The organism is Zoogloea sp., from assembly GCF_030157465.1.
Taxonomy (GTDB): domain Bacteria; phylum Pseudomonadota; class Gammaproteobacteria; order Burkholderiales; family Rhodocyclaceae; genus Zoogloea.
Window position 1 is genome coordinate 1 of record NZ_JAOAUU010000112.1, and the last position, 18,863, is coordinate 18,863.

General features: G+C 63.2%; 11 protein-coding genes. 1 reads left to right on the top strand and 10 read right to left on the bottom strand.

Features of this window, described 5'->3' with window-relative positions; genetic code table 11:
• The 6 genes from Q1W26_RS13560 to Q1W26_RS13585 form a co-directional block, all read right to left on the bottom strand.
• On the bottom strand, positions 1-640 hold a 640-nt coding region (locus Q1W26_RS13560), incomplete at its 3' end, for a nucleotide sugar dehydrogenase (RefSeq protein WP_300441079.1).
• 38 nt (positions 641-678) lie between these two features.
• Positions 679-3,462 (bottom strand): XrtA/PEP-CTERM system TPR-repeat protein PrsT, encoded by a 2,784-nt coding sequence (prsT, locus tag Q1W26_RS13565; protein ID WP_300441082.1) that lies wholly within the window; start codon positions 3,460-3,462, stop codon positions 679-681.
• A gap of 17 nt (positions 3,463-3,479) precedes the next feature.
• Complete coding sequence (prsR, locus tag Q1W26_RS13570; protein ID WP_300441085.1) at positions 3,480-4,847, bottom strand: PEP-CTERM-box response regulator transcription factor; 1,368 nt, start codon at positions 4,845-4,847, stop codon at positions 3,480-3,482.
• Between the two features lie 5 nt (positions 4,848-4,852).
• Entirely contained in the window at positions 4,853-6,952 is a 2,100-nt protein-coding gene (prsK, locus tag Q1W26_RS13575) for an XrtA/PEP-CTERM system histidine kinase PrsK (protein WP_300441087.1), read from the bottom strand.
• An 81-nt stretch (positions 6,953-7,033) separates the two neighbouring features.
• The gene (locus tag Q1W26_RS13580) at positions 7,034-8,419 is read right to left on the bottom strand and encodes a TIGR03013 family XrtA/PEP-CTERM system glycosyltransferase (protein ID WP_300441090.1); all 1,386 of its coding nucleotides are present in this window, start codon (positions 8,417-8,419) and stop codon (positions 7,034-7,036) included.
• Positions 8,420-8,868: 449 nt separating this feature from the next.
• Entirely contained in the window at positions 8,869-10,764 is a 1,896-nt protein-coding gene (locus Q1W26_RS13585; protein ID WP_300441093.1) for a potassium transporter Kup, read from the bottom strand.
• A 311-nt stretch (positions 10,765-11,075) separates the two neighbouring features.
• On the opposite strand from Q1W26_RS13585, the gene Q1W26_RS13590 reads away from it, so the two are divergent.
• The gene (locus Q1W26_RS13590) at positions 11,076-14,381 is read left to right on the top strand and encodes an EAL domain-containing protein (protein WP_300441096.1); all 3,306 of its coding nucleotides are present in this window, start codon (positions 11,076-11,078) and stop codon (positions 14,379-14,381) included.
• A 13-nt stretch (positions 14,382-14,394) separates the two neighbouring features.
• Here the strand turns inward: Q1W26_RS13590 and Q1W26_RS13595 are convergent, their stop codons facing one another.
• From Q1W26_RS13595 to Q1W26_RS13610, 4 genes are read right to left on the bottom strand one after another with little or no spacing between them, the layout of a single operon-like run.
• The gene (locus Q1W26_RS13595; protein WP_300441099.1) at positions 14,395-15,768 is read right to left on the bottom strand and encodes a sigma-54 dependent transcriptional regulator; all 1,374 of its coding nucleotides are present in this window, start codon (positions 15,766-15,768) and stop codon (positions 14,395-14,397) included.
• The gene (locus Q1W26_RS13600) at positions 15,765-17,375 is read right to left on the bottom strand and encodes an ATP-binding protein (protein ID WP_300441102.1); all 1,611 of its coding nucleotides are present in this window, start codon (positions 17,373-17,375) and stop codon (positions 15,765-15,767) included. Before Q1W26_RS13600 ends, Q1W26_RS13595 begins: the two co-directional genes overlap by 4 nt.
• Positions 17,372-17,644 (bottom strand): PP0621 family protein, encoded by a 273-nt coding sequence (locus tag Q1W26_RS13605; RefSeq protein ID WP_300441104.1) that lies wholly within the window; start codon positions 17,642-17,644, stop codon positions 17,372-17,374. Before Q1W26_RS13605 ends, Q1W26_RS13600 begins: the two co-directional genes overlap by 4 nt.
• Positions 17,645-17,674: 30 nt before the next feature.
• On the bottom strand, positions 17,675-18,835 hold the full coding sequence (locus tag Q1W26_RS13610) for a pyridoxal phosphate-dependent aminotransferase (RefSeq protein ID WP_300441107.1): 1,161 nt from the start codon (positions 18,833-18,835) through the stop codon (positions 17,675-17,677).
• Positions 18,836-18,863: the final 28 nt, after the last annotated feature.

Genomic DNA, 18,863 nt, shown 5'->3' on the forward strand with positions numbered 1-18,863 from the left:
TGTTGAGGTCGCGCTGGGTGTTTTCGATGACCTTGGCGGCTTCGGCCACCTTGATCGAGCTGGCCGGGTAGACGCCGGCGGTGATCACGGAGCCGTAAACCTCTTCAACCTTCTTGAGGGTTTCCGGGGTGTCGCCGGAGACGACCTTCATGATCTTGGTGACGGTGCGTTCCTTGTCGCCCGGGTTGATGCGCTCGGGGGAGTAGCCGACGTTGAAGTCCTGCTTCCACTTGAGGCCCGAGAATTTCTCGAGGATGGGAATGCAGATTTCTTCGGTGGCACCGGGATACACGGTGGATTCGTACACGACGATGGCGCCGCGCTTGAGGTGCTTGCCGACGCTCTCGGACGATTTGACCAGCGGGGTGAAGTCCGGCTGGTGGGCTTCGTCCACCGGGGTGGGCACGGCAACGATGATGAAGTCGGCTTCGCCGATGATCTTCGGGTCGGTGCTGCAGGTGAGGTGCACGGCGGCCTTGAGGTCTGCGGTGCTCACTTCGCCGGTCGGATCCACGTGACGGGCGTAGGCGTCGACTTTCTCCTGGTGGAGGTCAAAGCCGACGGTCTTCACTTTTTTGCCGAACTCGACGGCGAGGGGCAGGCCAACGTAGCCGAGGCCGATTACTGCGATGGTGGTCATTTACTCGTTCCTGATTTCAGTACTAAAAATTTATCTGGTCAGAGGGTCGCGCGAAGCTTGTCGATCTCGGCACGGAGCGGGGAATTGTCGGTTGCGCCCTTTTGCGCTTCGTCGAGTTCCTTGCGCGCACCGTCCTTGTCACCGCTCTTGACGAGCGCCCGGGCAAGGCTGACACGCAACTGCGGCAACTTCGGTCCGAGGCTGACAGCCTTCCTGAGAAGCTCGGTTGCCTTGGCGGCATCACCGCTTTCAAGGTACAGAATACCCAGCGTATCAAGCACGACCGGGCTGTTCGGCGCCAGGGCAACCGCCTGCTCGGCAATACTGATCGCACTCTTGTCGTTCACCTTGCCCAGCGCCCAGGCCAGGTTGTTGAGAATCATCGGATTCTTGGGTGCAAGTTCGAGCATCTGGCGATACTGCTGCACAGCAAGATCGTACTTCTGCTCGGCAAGACTGCGTTCGGCAAGGTAGGTTCGAACGACCAGATCCTTCGGATTGGCCTTGACCCATTCGGTCGCCTGCTTGGCCGCCTCGCTCGCCTGGCCGGCAGCGATCCGGGCCGAGTGGAGCCGGACGAAGGACTGCGGGCTCTTGTCGCGCTTGTATGCCTCGATATGGGCGTCAACCGCTTCAGCCTTTTTGCCCGTTGCCGCCAGCAATTCGCCTTCAAGAACGAACCCGACAGCCGCATCCTTCCGCTGTTTCTGGATGTCCTTGGCAATGGCAATCGCGGCATCACCGCGCTTGCTGTTGAGCAAAAGTGCGATCAGGCGCTGCTGAGCCTCAACCGCATCCGGCTTGATAGCCAGCGCCTTGCGCAGGCTCTGCTCTGCACCCGCCAAATCCTTGGAAGCAGCCTGAAGGTCGGCCAGTGCAACCAGCGGTGCCGGCGACCCGGGCACGCGCGAACTGAGTTTGGTGTAAGTACTCAATGCTTGCTGCATTTCACCGGCGGCAACCTGGGCGCGACCGAGCAGTTCAAGCACGCTCGGATCGTCCGGCGCAGCGACCGATGCTTCCTGGGCCAGCAGCAATGCCCGCTTCGAATCCCCGCTCTGCACCAGCAGGCGCACCAGCGCCGCGCGGATCGGCAGCGCTGTCGGCACAGCCGCGAGCCCCTTGTCCAGCAGAGCCTGCACATCCTTGACCTGGGAACCGGTCGTGGCAAGGAATTCTGCGTACTGGAGATAGGCCTGGGACGACTTGGGGTTTTTCGCGATGAAGTCGTCGTAGCGCTTGCGGGCCGCATCGACCTGCTTGTCAGCGATGTCGAGGCGGGCCAGATTGGCGACGGCGGGGAGGAAATCAGGCTTGAGTTCGAGCGCCCGGGTGAATGCCTTGCGCGCACCTGCCGCATCCCGGCTGGCAAGCAACACGCCCCCCTTCATGTTGTGGGTGACAGGATCGTCCGGCTTTTTCTTTTCGAGCACCTGTACCGCAGCCATCGCCTTGGGGATCTCATTGCGGCGAAGGTGGGCCATGATCAGCGTGATGTCGGCCTGGATGCTGTCCGAATCCAGTGCAGAGGCGGCCTCGAGATCATGGAAGGCCTGTTCGGTTTCCCCGCCGGCCAGCCTCGACACACCCAGGCGAGTACGGTACTGGGCATTCTTGGGATCGGCGGCGGTAGCACGGCCGAAATACTCCTCGGAGCGGGTGAAGTCACCGTTCATCGCGTACACCTGACCCGCCAGGTTCAGCAAGCCCACATCGTCGCTACGATCCTTGAGCAGCGGCTGCAGGGCTTCGAGCGCCCGGCCCGGCTCGCGCATGCCGACGTAGGTGGAAACAAGCAGCCGCCGCGCCAGCAGAAGATTGGGCTGCCGCGCAATGACCTTGTTGAGATTTTCCTGGGCCTGGACGAAGTCCTGGCGCTGCAACTGGAGGGTAGCCGCCAGCAGTTGCGCCGGCACGTAGTCGGGGGCACTTCGCAGTACCTGCTGGATGCCCTCGTAAGCCTCGTTGGTCTTGCCGTTACGAACGTTGACGTAGGACTGCAGGTACACCGCCAGGGGGTGTCCGCCCAGCGCCTTGCGCATATCGGTGACCTTGGCCTGGGCCGCTTCCAGCTTGTTCTGGCGCAAAAGCACGGAGATCAGATTCTGGTGGGCGGCGACATCCGTCGGCTTCTCGGCGATGACCGCCTCGTAAGCAGACACGGCTTCGTCGAACCGGTTGAGTGCAAGCAGCAGGTCGCCACGCAGCGAGTTGGCCTCGGCGAGCTTCGGCGATTCCTTCAGGACGCCATCCACGTCGGCAAGCGCACCTTCGAGGTCACGACCGAGAGCGCGCGTGCGTGCGAGTCCGACCCGGGCCAGGGCATAGCCGGGGGATTCCTTCAATGCCGCATTCAAGGCTGCCGAGCCCTCTTCACGCTTGCCCCGTCCCAACAGGTCGAGACCCTGGGTCGTCAGCAGGGCGGCGCGCGCCTCGGGCTGCTTGAGCTGACGACTGGTCAGCAGGCTGTCGATCTTGTCGCCCTGGCCGGATGCCAGCAGGGCCTTGGCCAGAATCGGAACAACTTCATCGGCGGAATAGCCGGCGTCCAGCGCGCGGGTCAGTTCCTTTTCAGCGCCGGGATAATCGGCCTGTTCGAAATAAAGCTTGCCGAGCAGATAGCGGGCCTCGCCGATATCCGGGTTTTTCTGCAGCGCATTCTTGAGCTGGATCGTGGCCGCATTGCGATCATTCTTGGCGATGTATTCCTTGGCGGAAGTAACCATCGACTCCGGGCTGGCGCCGCATGCGGCGAGAAGCAAGGCGCACAGCGTGCTTACGGCGACATTCCGGACTTTGCTGCGCTTGGTTTGGGCACGCATCTGCAGGGTTCCTTGAATCACGTTGAAGTCTCTTTCTTGATTCCGAAGCGGTTCATCAAATCGTAGAGCGTGGGCCGGCTGATGCCGAGCACCTCGGCCGCGCGGGCCACGTTGCCGTTCACCCTGGCAATCACCCGGACGACGGCCCGCCGTTCGGCCTCTTCGCGCACAACACGCAGATTCAGCGCCTCGAGCGCCTCATCGGTATTCACGTCGAGGCCGACATCGTCGGCTGAAATGCAGTTTCCATCGGCCATGATGACCGCACGCTTGATTGCGTTTTCCAGCTCGCGGATGTTGCCCGGCCAGCGGTGGGATTCAATGCTTTGCACCGCGTCATCGGTCAGGCTCATGGAGCCGCGACCATGATCGCCGGCGAAGCGCTGTACAAAGGCGTGGGCGAGCAGTACTGCATCGCCGTCGCGATCACGCAGGGCGGGAATGTCGACAATGATCTCGGCAAGGCGGTAGTAGAGGTCTTCCCGGAAACGTCCGGCCTGGATCAGCCCCTTGACGTCCTGGTGCGTGGCACAGACGATGCGCACATCCACCGGGATCTCTTCACGGCCGCCGATCCGCTCGATGACCCGCTCCTGCAGAAAACGCAGCAGCTTGGCCTGCAACGGCATCGGGAGATCGCCGATTTCGTCGAGAAACAGAGTGCCCTTGTTGGCCACCTCGATCTTGCCGAGGGTTTGCTTGACGGCACCGGTGAAAGCGCCTTTTTCGTAACCGAAAAGTTCGCTTTCAAGGAGGTTTTCGGGAATGGCGGCGCAGTTGATGGCGACGAAACGCTCGTTCCGGCGCGGCGACAATTCATGCAGGCCACGTGCCAGCACCTCCTTGCCGGTACCGCTCTCGCCCAGGAGCATGACGGTCACGTTTGCCGAGGAGACCTTTTCGATGAGCCGGCAAACCTTCAGCATTCCTGCATCGCGGGTGATGACGCCGGACAGCGCACTGCCCTGCTGGACTTTCAGGCGCCGGTTATCCTGCTGCAGATCGTAAAGGCGCAGGGCGCGGTCGAGGGTCAGCGCCAGAAGTTCGGGCTCGAAAGGCTTGGCAAAGAAATCGTAGGCTCCCATGCCCACGGCACGCACGGCGTTTTCGCGATCGTGCTGGCCGGTCAGGACAACGACCTTGGTATCCGGTGCAAGGGCCAGAATCTCGCCCAGCAGCCGAAAGCCTTCGGTTACGTCATCGGGGGCCGGCGGCAGGCCGAGATCCATCGTGACAATGGCCGGCTCGTGACGCCGCAATTGCGCGATGGCTTCTTCGCGGTTGCTCGCAACCACCGTTTCGAACTGGTCAAAAGCCCAGCGCATCTGCTTTTGCAGCGCCGGATCGTCTTCGACGATCAACAAGGTCCTGCGTTTATCAGTCATATCCCTTAGTTTGCGACCGTTGTGTTACCGGCGTTCTGGACGTTCTCGGCAAGGGGAAGACAGATGTCGAAGCGGGTTCCGACACCCACTTCGCTATGCACGGCAAGGTTGCCTCCCAGCTCCTGGACATACTGTTGCGCCTCGTAGGCGCCTATCCCCATACCGCTCGCCTTTGTTGTCTGAAAAGGCTTGAAAAGCTGCTCCCGAATGAATGCAGCAGACATGCCCGATCCGGTATCACGAACCGTGATGCATGCCTGATTACGCTGCTGGGATAGCTCCACTGACACACTACCATGCTCGGAAGTAGCGTCTAGGGCATTTTGCACGATATGCCCAAGGATGCGTTCAAGTCGTTCGGAATGGGCAATAACGGACAGTTCGGGCGCTCCTTCGACGAATCGCGGACAGGGCTGGAACATTCGTTTTGACTGGACGATATGCGCCAGCAAGGCGTTGAGCGGCACCGGCTTCCTCTGGTTGATCGGCGTTTTTTCCATCAGCTGGGTCATCAGGCCGCGCATCCGCTCCTCGACGTGCCGGACCGTATCGAGCATGTCGGCCTGGAACTCCGGATTATCCTTGTGGCGCTCGGCGTTCCTCAGCATCAGCGACATCTGGGCGACGAGATTCTTGAGGTCATGAACCACAAAGGCCGACATGCGGTTGAAGGCATCGAACTTGCGGGCCTCCAGCAGCGCATCGGTCACCTGCATCCGGGCAAAGTAGCTTGCAGCCTGCCGGCCAGCCATCTTCAGCAGGTCGAGAACCTCCCAATTCACGTCGATAGGCGTACGCGGCGTAAGAAGCACCACGAAGCCCACCAGCACACCGGACGAAATCAGCGGCACGATCAGCCAGATATCCGACAGATCGGACGCCCATTCAGGCAGCTGGGCCTGCTTGATTCCGGCCGAAACGCCGCTGCGCAACTCCTGCAGGTTCACGACCCATTCACGTTCAAGCATGAAGGCGGTGAACTCGGAGCCCTCACGTTCCTGGATGCCATAGTGCGGCATGTTCAGTCGCGCCTGCTGACTGTAGCAGCCATTCGCATCGCGCAGCCAGACACCGCCTCCGGGGCTTTCGACGAGATCAGCCAGAGCCTTGACGACGGACTCGCCGAGGCTGAGTCCGTCGCCGGCAACGGACAGGGCCTGTGTTACGCCCAGCCATTCCGTCCGGTAGTCATAACGATAGGCGAAGAAATGCTTGGCCAGAAAAACCTTGAGACGGGCCCGGGATGCGCCCGAAACGAAGATCACGCCTAGAAACAGCACGCCGCCAAACAGCAGCGCCAGCTGCAGCGCCTCGCCCCACTCGCCGCCGAAGTAGCGCATGTAGTAGCCGGCCGCGGCGATGATGAGCAGGTACAGGCCCGACCCGGCCAGCGCCGTCGAATGAAAGACCACGTGGCGGGACACCGAAACACGGAAGGTCCACTCGGGATTGCGGGACGCCGACACGGCAACCAAAGGCAGCGCCAGCGCATGCGCAAACCCCCGCACGCCCCAGATCACCGGATGGATACGGCTGAACAGCAACATCTCGGAATACAGATAGACGTCGAACGCAAAGAGCCCGCCCAGCGCCAGCACCAGCGGCTTGACCCCCCAGCGGGAGCGCTCCGTCACCGAGCGATAGAACAGTTCGAGGAGCACAAGCCCGAAAACGGAGGTGAGCAGCGAAGTTGCCGCCCAGGTGCGCAAAGGCGTGCCGTAGGCAGGCAGACCCAGCGTAAAACAGGCCACACCCACCGCGCCGAGCGTCACGACGGCCAGCACGCCCGGCCGGGGCCAGCCCGGAAGCGCGCCGTCCGATCCACCGGCAGCAGGCTGGGAAAGCATCGCCACCAGAAAACCGAACCACGCGGCCATCCGCAGCACATCGAGCAGATTTCCCAACTGGAACATCCAGACCCAGCCCGATGCGGCAAACGCCCAGTTTGCCGCCGCCCACAGTCCGCTGGTCACGACTGCGGCGATAAGAAAGATCCCCTGCCGGCCCTTGCGCCAGGCCACACCAAGGTAAAGCCCGAAGAGACCGTGGAGCAGCGCGGCAAATGCGTAGCTCCACGCCGAAAATTGGGAAAGGATGGAATCCATCAAGCCTCAGCAGAAAAACAAACGCTCCCTGGCAGGGGAGCGTCTGGACAACATTGCGTTGCGGGAGAATACCGGCCGGGCTTAATGCGCCCCCTCACCGGTAAGCACAACCCTGACGGTTTCGAACAACACCACCGTATCGAGGAACAGCGTGTGGTTCTTGACGTAATAGAGATCGTACTGCAGCTTGTTGATCGCGTCATCCACCGATGATCCGTACTGGTACCGGACCTGGGCCCAGCCCGTGACACCCGGCTTGACGCAGTGACGTACTGCATAGAAGGGGATATCGCGGGTCAGCTGATCGACGAAGAAAGGGCGTTCGGGACGCGGCCCGACGAGGCTCATGTCGCCCTTGAGAACATTGAACAATTGCGGCAGTTCGTCGATGCGAACCCGGCGGATGAAACGCCCGACCCGCGTCACGCGATCGTCGTTGGCGGTTGCCCAGCGCGGCTTGCCGTCCCGCTCGGCATCCCGGCGCATGCTGCGAAACTTGGTGACCTTGAACAGCCGTCCGCCCAGACCAACGCGCTCCTGGCGATAGAACACCGGTGCGCCATCCTCCAGCACGATCAGCAGTGCGGCAAGCACCATGACAGGCGCGGCAAGCACCAGCAGAAGCAGCGAAACGAAGATGTCGAAAACGCGCTTGACCAGCGTCCGGCCCCAGCCCTGACGGAAGCCTTCGCCGTAGATCAGCCAGCTCGCCCGCAGGGAATCGATACGCACCTGACCACGCACCCGCTCGAAAAAGCTCGACAGGTCGAGCACCTTGATGCCGGCCATCTTGCAGTCGAGCAGTTCGCGCAGCGGAATGGCGCCGCCCCTGCGCTCCTTGAGCGCGACGATGATTTCGGTGACGCGAAGATGATTCGCGGCGGCCAGCAGGCTGCCATCGAAATGGATGATCTGCTTGGGATTGACCCGAACCTCGTCTCCGGAAGCGGCGGGATAGAAGCCCACGACCTGAAGACTGGAACTCGCGGGATGGGTAAGTGCATGCTCGACCGCTGCTGCATCCGAACCCGTCCCGATTACCATGATACGTTTCACAAAAACCCCTGCACCCGTGCGCCGGGCCGTAAAACCGCGCACTGCAACCACGAAACCCAGGAGGGCAATCACATTCAGCTCAAGCGCCTCATGAGCGAACTCGCCCCATGGCAGAACCTGGAATATACCGTAAGCCACCGGAACACTCAGCGCGATGGACATCCCGATCCGCATCAATGTCTGACGGAAATCCGCGCCGAAGCCTGGCCGATAGAGGCCGAGCGCACCGTTCAGGATCATCATTGCCACAGCAAAGGCAAAGGCCGAGGGCACGACTGCAGCAACAAGCATTCCGTCCACCCGCGCCTGCAGCACAAAAACCACGACAACCGCCACGAACAGCAGCATGGCATCGAAAATCAGCTGAAGGATTGTGCTAGACGGTACGTAATGATTGAATAATTTGAGCATTCCGACCTTCGGTCACCCTTTAAAGACGACCGCCCATGCAGATGAGATCAGCCAACGAGGCGCGAAACCGACCGCACACCCCACAAAAAAACGATTTGCCGTTCCCCTTCGAGTCGGGCTGCCGGCAGACGCCGATTACGCCACGCAGATTTGCCAAATGCGTGAAAATGCGTGCAGACGAACGATAGCGCCAATGACTCCGGGCACCTGTGATGCCCGTCACGAGAAAAAAAATTACATCGCCAATCCATCGGCACGATCCGACGAACGGCAACATGCTGGACCCCAATTTTTACAGAAAATGTGGGGCCGACAACTCCAGCCGACCGGGCCAGCAGGCTCTTCTGGCCCGGCGCAAGCCCTGTTTCAAAGGCCTTGAAGGCTGACGCAGCCGGATATTATATTGTCGTATCGCTCAAAATGAGCACTTTGGCGGCAGAGACAAAGTTTCATAGTTCAACCTGGGTACCGAACTCCACCACCCGGTTGGCCGGAATGCAGAAGAAATCGGCTGCGCTGTGGGCATTGCGGAACATCACGATGAAGAGGCGCTCCCGCCACAGCGCCATCGACGATCCTGTGCGCGGAATCAGGGTCTCGCGACCAAGGAAAAAAGACGATTCCATCAGTTCGAACGGCAGCCCCTGGCTTTCGCAGAGCGCCAGCGCCGCGGGAATGTCCGGATCATCCTTGAACCCGTAGCGGACAAAAACCCGGTAGAAGCCGAAGTCCAGCTCCTCGACCCTCACCCGATCGACCTCTGCCACATAGGGAATGTCCTCGGTGATGACGTTCACCAGCACCACGCGGGCGTGCAGCACCTTGTTGTGCAAAAGGTTGTGAAGCAGCGCCCGCGGCACGCCATCCGGCGCGGTGGTCATGAAGACGCCAGTGCCCGGCACCCGCAGCGGAGGATCGTGGAACATCGAACAGATGAACATTTCCAGCGGCATCGTGTCCTGGCGCATTCTTTCGGCAAGCGCTTCGCGGCCCTTCTTCCATGTCATCAGCAGGGTGTACACCGCCAGCCCCATGGCCAGCGGAAACCAGCCGCCGTCGAGAACCTTGACGCTGTTGGCACTGAAGAAGGCGAAATCCACGGTGAAGAACAGCGCCACAAAGCCCACGGCCCGCGCCCACCCCCAATGCCACAAGGCACGTACGACGAAAAAGGCCAGGACGGTGTCGATCATCATCGTCAGCGTGACGGCGATACCGTAGGCCGACGCCAGCGCACTCGAGGACCGGAAGCCGAGCACCAGCGCAATCACCGCACCGAGCGACATCCAGTTCACGTTCGGCACGTAAATCTGGCCGACCTCCTTGTCCGAGGTGTGCACCACGTGCATTCGCGGCGAGTAGCCCAGCTGCACCGCCTGCTTGGTCAACGAGAACGCCCCTGAAATGACGGCCTGCGAGGCGATGATCGTCGCCAGCGTCGACAGACCGACCATCGGAATGAGCAAGGGCTCCGGCACCAGCAGGTAAAAGGGATTCTTGACGGCAGAAGGATCGTCGATGATCAGCGCGCCCTGCCCCAGGTAGTTGAGGTAGAGCGCCGGGAAAACATAGCCGAACCAGGCCACCTTGATGGGCCGGCGTCCAAAATGGCCCATGTCCGCATAAAGTGCCTCGCCCCCCGTGATGGCCAGCACCACGGCACCGAGCGCCAGGAAACCCGGCCAGTGATTGTCGGCGAAAAAGGCAAGGGCGTAAGCCGGATTGATCGCCTGCAGGACATCCGGGTGACGGACCACGTTGATGGCGCCAAGCACACCCAGCGTGGTGAACCAGAACAGCATGACCGGACCGAAAACCGCCCCGACCCGCGCCGTGCCCTTGCTCTGGATGACGAACAGGCCGGTCAGCACGACCAGCGAAATCGGCAGCACGTAAGGGCGAAAGGCGGGCGTCGCGATCTCCAGCCCTTCGACCGCGGAGAGCACCGAAATGGCCGGAGTGATCATGCCGTCCCCGTAGAACAGGGCCGCACCGAACAAACCCAGCATCGCCATGAGCGACCCCAGGCGCGGTGACTTGTTGGTTCGCATGGCCAGGGAGGTCAGGGCCATGATCCCCCCTTCGCCACGGTTGTCGGCCCGCATGATGTACACGACGTATTTCAGCGAAACAACGATGGTCAGCGCCCAGAACACCAGCGACAGGATTCCGAGCACGTTGTCCGGCGTGACCGGAACAGCATGGGGCCCGTTGAAGACCTCTTTCATCGTGTACAGAGGACTTGTACCGATATCACCGAAAACCACGCCCATCGCTGCAAGCGAAACCGGCAAGACCTGCAACCGAGATTGTCGGCTCTGCCCTTCTGCAAGCACTTGGGACATTCAGCTCTCCTGATACAACTCGAACCAGGCCGCTCGGCCCGAATCTGAAATACCGCAAAATCGGCTATGAGCCGTACTCCCCCGCCATGCCCTGGCAGAGGCTGTGCGTCAGCACGAACGTGTCGCGCCCGACATTGGATCACGGATGTTACCGCATTGCAGCAAAAGCGCATGACCGGATGCCACTGCCCATGGATCATGGATCATGGTCATGCCGGCCGAATCGTCCTGCCCGCCCGTCAACCACGCCGCGATACAATTATTACAATCCAGACATTGGCGCTCCGCCTGCCCCCTTTTCATCCCATCCGATGTTTCATTCCCATCGCATCAGTCCGCTTGCCGGAATCGCACTTGCCTACGCCGTTTGCGGCCTGATCGCCCTGCATATCGCGATTCCTCCCGGCTACGTTGCCCCCCTCTTTCCCGCGGCCGGAATCGCCCTGGCCGGCATGCTGATTTACGGCCCGCGCATCTGGCCGGCCATTCTGCTCGGTTCGCTGGTGACCAACGCCGAAGCGGTCATGCGCAGCGGCTTTGACAACTGGGGCTGGATCGTTCCCCTGTGCGTGGCCACCGGTGCCGTGCTGCAGGCCTTCGTCGGCGCCGCACTGGCGCGCCGCTGGGTGGGATTTCCCAACACGCTCGACACCGCGGGCGCGATCCTGCGTCTGCTCTTCATTGCCGCGCCGCTCAGCTGCCTTGTCAGTGCCAGCTTTGGCGTAGGCGCCCTGGTCATGCTCGACCTCCTGCCGCTCAACGAGGCCGGCTTCAGCTGGTGGAACTGGTGGGCGGGCGACGCCATCGGCATCCTCATCGCCACACCCTTGACGTTTGTCTTTATCGGCACCCCGCGGCGCGACTGGGCACCACGCCGGATGGCCATCGCCCTGCCCCTCACGGTTGCACTGATCCTCCTGACCGGTCTCGAAATACAGGTCGCCAAATGGGAACACCAGCGCCTCCAGTCCCGCTTCGAGCGGGATGCCAGCCACCTGGCCAGCCTGGTGGTAACGCGTTTCTCCGATTACCTGGACGTCCTCCAGTCCACCGAAAGAGTCATGGTCGCGGCCCCCGGGCTGGATCAGGAACACTTCGAACACTTTGCCGCCACCTGGCTGTCGCGCATCGGCGGGTTACAGGGCATCGGCTGGATTCCCCGCACGCCCCATGAAAGGCTTGGCGCACTGGAGCGAAGTGCCCGCGCCGTGCCGGCCACCCACGATTTCCGGGCGGTCGACCGCAGTGGCAACAACCAGTTGGCACCCCTGGCGCGCCGGGCCGAGTACTACGTCATCCGCCATGTCGCCCCGCTCGAGGGCAATCGCCGGGCTCTTGGCGTGAATGTGCTGTCAATCCCCCACGCGGCCGAGGCGATCAGCCGAACCCTGCTGGACGGCAAGGCGGCCGCCACCCGCACCTTCGAACTCACCCAGGAAACCGAGCGCAAGTTAGGCATCGTGATCTACCAGAAAACGCGGCAAGCCGGCACACACGCAGCCTTGCCCGCTGACGGAGTGGTCTTCGTCGCCCTGCGCATCGAAGATGCCCTCGAAGGCATTCTCGGTCCGAATCACATATCCGGCATCGGCTACTGCCTGGCCGAGATCACGCCGGAATACCCCACCGGCAGGCGGCTGGCCGGGCAGGCAAACTGCCCGGTGGCAGGCCAGCCCGGCGCGGGCGGTCTCACCCCGTGGCAGGAAATCTTCGATTTCGGCGGGCAGACCTGGAAGTTGAGTTTCGCCCCCGAACCCGGCTACACCCCCCTCCACCGCGGCTGGGAAACCTGGACACTGATGGCTATCGGACTTGTCTCGACCGGCATGCTCGGCGCCTTTCTGCTCTCAACAACGGGCCACGCCCGCCGCGTCGAAGAACTTGTCACCCGGCGCACCGCCGAGCTGGCCGAGGCCGGCCAGCGCCTGCATGCCCAGCAGGCCATCCTCACCCATGCCGAGCGGATCGCCCGGCTTGGCAGCTGGGAAGCCAGGCCGGGCACCGGCGAAGGTCACTGGTCTGCCGAGCTGTACCGAATCCTGGGGCTGGAGCAGAACGGGGACGGCAGCCTCGCCGCACTGGTTGCCGCGATCCATCCGGACGACCGCGCCACGCTGCAAAAGGCCCTGCGGGAAGCCGAAGAGCGGCAGTCCGCCACAAGCTTCGATGTGCGCCTGCCGAAGGCCGGCAACAACAGCCCCATCCTTCACTTCTCCATCGAAGCCGCCCCCGGCCCCGGCGGCACGGCAATGCTGCGCGGAACCGTCCAGGACGTCACCGCCATCCGCGCCACCGAAGCGCACATCCAGTACCTGGCCCACTACGACACCCTGACCGGGCTGCCCAACCGCACCCTCTGGGCCCACCGCGCCGAGCAGGCCCTCGCCATTGCACGCCGGCACCAGCTGCGGCTGGGCGTGCTGTTTCTCGACCTGGACAACTTCAAGACCATCAACGACACCCTCGGCCACCCGACCGGTGACCGCCTGCTGTCGGGTGTCGCCGGACGCCTGTCGGACTGCCTGCGCGACGAGGACGTCCTGGCCCGTCTCGGCGGCGACGAATTCGTCATTCTGCTGCCCCACCTGAACCGGCCCGACGACGCCGCCATCGTGGCCCAGAAGCTCATCGCCAGTCTGACCGCGCCCTTCCAGATCGAAAACCACGACCTGATCATCACCACCAGCATCGGCATTGCCCTTTACCCCGGCAACGGCGCGGACATGGCTGCGCTGCTGAAGCACGCCGACACCGCCATGTACGACGCCAAGAACGGGGGTCGCAACGATTTCCGTTTCTTCACACCGGACATGAACAGCCGCGCCTTCGCCCGCCTCAAGCTCGAAAACGCCCTGCGCCGGGCGATCGAGCGCGACGAATTGCTGCTCGAATACCAGCCCCAATGGGAAATGCCAGCCCGGCGCCTGATCGGCGTCGAAGCGCTGATACGCTGGGACAATCCCGAAAACGGGCGGATTTCGCCCAACGAATTCATTCCGGTCGCCGAAGATAGCGGCATCATCCACGCCATCGGCGACTGGGTGCTGCGCGAAGCGTGCCGCCAGCAAGCGGCCTGGCAGGCCGCCGGGCTGCCGCCAATCACCGTGGCAATCAACATCTCCGCACTGCAGTTTCGCAAACAGGGGTTTGTCGACAGAGTGCGCGAGATCATCCAGAACAGCGGCGCCGAGCCGCGCTTCCTGGAGCTGGAACTCACCGAAAGCGCGCTGATGCAGCCGACCCCCGAAACCGAAACCCAGCTCGCCACGCTGCGCGGCATGGGCCTCGGCCTCGCCCTCGATGATTTCGGCACCGGCTACTCAAGCCTGTCCTACCTCAAGCGGCTGCCGCTCACGCACCTCAAGATCGACCGCTCCTTCATTCGCGACCTGCCCGGCGACACGGAAGACGCCGCCATTGCCACGGCCACCCTGTCCATCGCCCGCGACCTCGGGCTCGAAGTGGTGGCTGAAGGCGTCGAAACCGAAGCCCAGCGGGATTTTCTGCTCGAGCGCCAGTGCCGGATCATGCAAGGCTTCCTGTTCGCCCGGCCACAGCCAGCGGCAGACATCACCCGCCTGCTCGAAGCCGAAGCCTCGGCCAGCACCCGGGCCTGAAACCCGCGCCCCGCTACTCCTTGATGCCCAGGCGCTCCAGGCGGTAGCGCAGCGAGCGGAACGTCACCCCCAGCGCCCGCGCGGCCGCGGTGCGGTTGCCGCCGGATTTGTCGAGGGCCTCCTCGATCACCTGGCGCTCCACCAGGTCGAGATAGTCCTGAAGGTCGGCCCCGCCGGGCGTTGCCTGTGCTGCCGGGCTCGCCTCGCCCTGGTCGGCCGGATCAAGCATCAGATCGTCGGCCTTGATCAGCTCGCCGCTCGACAGCGCCAGCGCCCGCTCGAGAATGTTTTCCAGCTCACGTACGTTGCCCGGAAAGGCGTAGGCCTTCAGCGCCGCAAACGCGTCGGCCGTGAGCCTCGCCGTGGGCAGCCCCGACGATTCCGACAGGCGTGCCAGCAGGGTTTCGGCCAGCTGCGGAATGTCCTCGCTGCGCTCCCGCAGGGCCGGCATGCGCAGCTCAATGACATTAAGGCGATAAAACAGATCCTGACGGAAGCGGGCGGCATCGACCATCGCCTTCAGGTTCTGGTGGGTGGCGCTGAGAATACGCACGTCCACGCTGGTTTCGACGGTGTCACCCAGACGGCGGAACTTCTTCTCCTGGATCGCCCTGAGCAGCTTGACCTGCATCGGCAGCGGCAGGTCGGCCACCTCGTCGAGGAACAACGTGCCCCCGTGCGCAGCCTGGAAGAAACCTTCGCGGTCACTGTCGGCGCCGGTGAAAGCGCCCTTCTTAGCCCCGAAGAATTCGCTCTCCATGAGGTTCTCGGGAATCGCGCCACAGTTCACCGCGACAAACGGCGCCGCGGCCCGCGGCCCGAGATCGTGGATCATCCGCGCCGCGCGCTCCTTGCCGCTGCCCGATTCGCCGGAAATGAAAACCGGCGCCTGGCTGCGGGCAAGCTTGTCGATCAGCGAGCGAACCTGGACCATCGCCGGCGATTCACCGGTCAGGCTGGAGCTGTCCTTGCGCTCGCCTTCATCGGTCTTCGACGAGAGCGAAAACACCGATTTCACCAGCGCCCGCAGTTGGTCGATGGAAACCGGCTTGGAGAGGTAGTCGAAGGCACCGGCCTTGAGCGCCGTCACCGCGTTGTCCATGCTGCCAAAAGCGGTGATCACCGCCACCGGCAGGTCGCGCAGGTTTTCCGAGATGTAGCGCACCAGCTCGAGGCCATCGCCGTCAGGCAGGCGCATGTCGGTCAGGCACAGGCGGTAGCGCTTCTCGCCGAGCAGGCGACGGGCCTCGGCGAGGCTTGCCGCACCGTCGCTGGCCAGGCCAAGGCGCAGCATGGTCAGTTCGAGCAGTTCGCGGATGTCGTCCTCGTCGTCGACGATGAGCACGTCCGGGCCACTGGAGCGTGCTCGTCTTTCAATCTGGGTCATGGTTTGACGCGTCCGATGATGCGGAAATGGGCTCCGGACAACGGAGCCGGATCAGGCGGGCTGAAGCGCGCCGGCGGCACGTTCACGCACAGTTCGAGCACCGCACCGTTGGCTTCGGCCAGCTCCCGGGAAATGTAAAGCCCAAGACCTGTCCCTTTCGAATGGGTGGTGAAAAACGGTTCAAAAACCTGTGCCCGCAAGGGCTCCGGAATACCCGGCCCGTCGTCGCAGACATCCAGCGCTACGCGACCGTCATCTCGCAGCGCAGCATCGATTTTTACCGCAGCGGGCCCGCCACTGCAATGCCGGCGTGCGTTTCCGACCAGATTCCAGAGGATTTGCCGCAGATGGGTGCGATCCATCGCCATCTCGATGCCGGGCGGCACGGTACTCACAACCACGCCCTGCCCGGCGGCGCCTTCGGTCAGCGCAAACTCGTCCAGGAATTCGGCCACAAAATCCGCCAGCGGCAGGGCTTCCGGCAGCGCTTCGTCGCGCCGGCCAAGGGCCAGCACATCGGCCACCAGACGGTCGATGCGCTGGGCGTTGTTGCCGATGATGCGGATCAGCCGGGCCTGCATCTCGCTGCGCTTTTCGTCCAGCAGCAACTCGGCCGCCTGATAGACGGAGGCCAGCGGATTGCGGATCTCGTGGGCGATACTGGCGGTGAGCCGCCCCAGCGCCGCCAGCTTGACCTGCTGGATCTGGCGGTGGATGCGGTCGAAGTCTTCAAGATAAACCAGGGTTTCGTTGGCCTCACCCGCGGCCAGAAAACGCGCCAGCAGCATCTTTCCGCTGCCGTCGGCGCGGAAGCTGTGGGCCGAATCACCCTGCTCCGCGCGACGCTTCAACTCGCGCTCGAGGGCCGGCGCGCACGCGCCAAGAACGAGGCCTTCGCGCAGGCTGGCACCCAGCAGCGCCACCGCCTGGGGGTTGAACTGGCGCACCACGCCGCCCTCCCCGAGCACCAGCACGCCGTCCTGCATGTCCTGGATGATCTGCTGGTTCAAGCGCAACTGGCTGGCCAGATCGGCCCCCCGCTGACGCGCCAGGTTTTCGTTGGCAAGGGCCCGCAAGGCCAGCAGGCGTGCCACCTGGGCGATGGCAAAAAAGCCGATGCAGGTGACGCCGACGGTAAAAAAATCCACCGTATCCCGCCCGGAGAGCAGGCGGAACATGTTTTCAAGCAGCACCGCCAGCGTTGCATAGGCCGCGTAGAACAGCACCATGCGCCCCTGCCCCACCAGCCCGGCGCCCGCCAGGGCAATCAGGATGAGGATGGGAATGCCGCTGCGGTAGCCGCCACTGGCCCACATGATGAGCGTCAGCAGGGTGATGTCGACGAGCACCTGCAGGGTGATCAGCCGGCTTCGGCCCAGCACCCGGGCGGCATCCGGAAAACCGAGGATCAGCACCGCCGCCAGGTAGGCGAAAGAGGATCCGAAGAAGATCGTCGGTGAATCCCCTCCGAGCTGGAGGGCTCTCCCGGCCACCAGAAACAGGCCGGACAGGATCAGACGGAAAAGATTGAGGTAGCGCAGCGGCTCCGCGCGGCCGGCTTCATCTGCGAAGTCCGGCGAATCAAGATTGAGCTGCGCGCCTTTCACCGGCGCACGCCAAGACGGCGATGCTCGTCCGAGCAGAAGAACTCACCCGCCCCACGGACGCTTTCGCTTTCGGGCACATGCAGGCCGCAATGGGCGCAGGCCACCATCTGCTCGATCTCCGGGTGTTCAGCCTCACGCTGCCGGCCGCCACCTGCCGCGTCCGGCCCTTCGCCGGCGGCCTTGCCGGCCTTGCCGCCCTTGCCACGCAAGGCGCGCCGCGCATAAAAAAGACCGATCAGAAAAAGAACAAACAGAAGAAGATTGCGCACGAGCGAGGCTCCAGAAATATCCGACCCAGTTTAGCAGAAGCGTTCCAGCCGCTCGAAGGCCGCCGCCAGCGTCTCGTCCCGCTTGGCAAAGCAGAAGCGGATGACCTTCTCGTCGTGCCCGTCGCCAAAAAATGCCGACAAGGGAATCGCCGCCACACCCACCTCGCGGGTCAGCCAGTCGACGAATCGGGTATCCGGCGCATCCGAGATTGCGCCGTAGCGGGCCGTCTGGAAGTAGGTGCCGGTGCAGGGCAGCAGCTCGAAACCGGTGCGGGCCAGCCCGGCCCGGAACGTATCGCGCTTGGCCTGGTAGAAGGCAGCCAGCTCGAGATAACGCGAGGAGTCGGCCATGTAATCGGCCAGCGCCAGTTGTACCGGCGTATTCACCGTGAACACATTGAACTGATGCACCTTGCGAAACTCGGCCATCAGTTCGCGCGGGGCCAGCACGTAGCCGACCTTCCAGCCGGTCACGTGGTAAGTCTTGCCAAAGCTCGATACCACCACGCTGCGCTGGGCCAGATCGGGGTAGCGGGCAACGCTCTCGTGACGCAGGCCGTCAAAAACGATGTGCTCATAGACCTCGTCCGCCACCACGATGATGCCGGTGCCGGCGGTAATGGCCGCCAGCTCGCGCAGATCGTCGGCCAGCCACACCGTGCCGCTCGGGTTGTGGGGCGTGTTGATCATGATCATGCGTGTTCTGGGCGACACCAGTGCGCGCACCGCGGCCCAGTCGGGGCGGTAATCCGGCGCCGCCAGCCGGGCCCGGCGCACCACACCGCCAGCCAGCTCGATGGCCGGCACGTAGGAATCGTAAACCGGCTCGAAAACGATCACCTCGTCGCCCGGATGCACCAGCGCCGCCACTGCGGTGAAGAGCGCCTGGGTTGCCCCGGCCGTTACCGTGATCTCCAGCTCCGGGTCGTAATCGGCACCATACAGCGCCCGCACCTTGGCGGCGATCGCCCCCCGCAGGGCCGGCACGCCGGCCATTGGCGCGTACTGGTTGTGGCCGGCACGCATCCAGTGGGCCACGCGTTCGAAGAGCACATCCCCGGCGTTGAAGTCGGGAAACCCCTGGGACAGGTTGATCGCCCCGCACTCCTGGGCCAGGCGGGACATCGTGGTAAAGATGGTCGTGCCAACCGTGGGCAGGCGGGAAACGACAGCGGCAGGAAAACTGGGCATGGCACTCACTCCGGAACAGGCCGGGCGA

What these genes read in the sequence shown, in the direction of transcription:
- Q1W26_RS13595 (WP_300441099.1), bottom strand. Translation starts at nt 15,768, where the DNA reads ATGACCCAGATTGAAAGACGAGCACGCTCCAGTGGCCCGGACGTGCTC.
- prsR (WP_300441085.1), bottom strand. Translation starts at nt 4,847, where the DNA reads ATGACTGATAAACGCAGGACCTTGTTGATCGTCGAAGACGATCCGGCG.
- prsT (WP_300441082.1), bottom strand. Translation starts at nt 3,462, where the DNA reads ATGCGTGCCCAAACCAAGCGCAGCAAAGTCCGGAATGTCGCCGTAAGC.
- Q1W26_RS13590 (WP_300441096.1), top strand. Translation starts at nt 11,076, where the DNA reads ATGTTTCATTCCCATCGCATCAGTCCGCTTGCCGGAATCGCACTTGCC.
- Q1W26_RS13580 (WP_300441090.1), bottom strand. Translation starts at nt 8,419, where the DNA reads ATGCTCAAATTATTCAATCATTACGTACCGTCTAGCACAATCCTTCAG.
- Q1W26_RS13585 (WP_300441093.1), bottom strand. Translation starts at nt 10,764, where the DNA reads ATGTCCCAAGTGCTTGCAGAAGGGCAGAGCCGACAATCTCGGTTGCAG.
- Q1W26_RS13610 (WP_300441107.1), bottom strand. Translation starts at nt 18,835, where the DNA reads ATGCCCAGTTTTCCTGCCGCTGTCGTTTCCCGCCTGCCCACGGTTGGC.
- prsK (WP_300441087.1), bottom strand. Translation starts at nt 6,952, where the DNA reads ATGGATTCCATCCTTTCCCAATTTTCGGCGTGGAGCTACGCATTTGCC.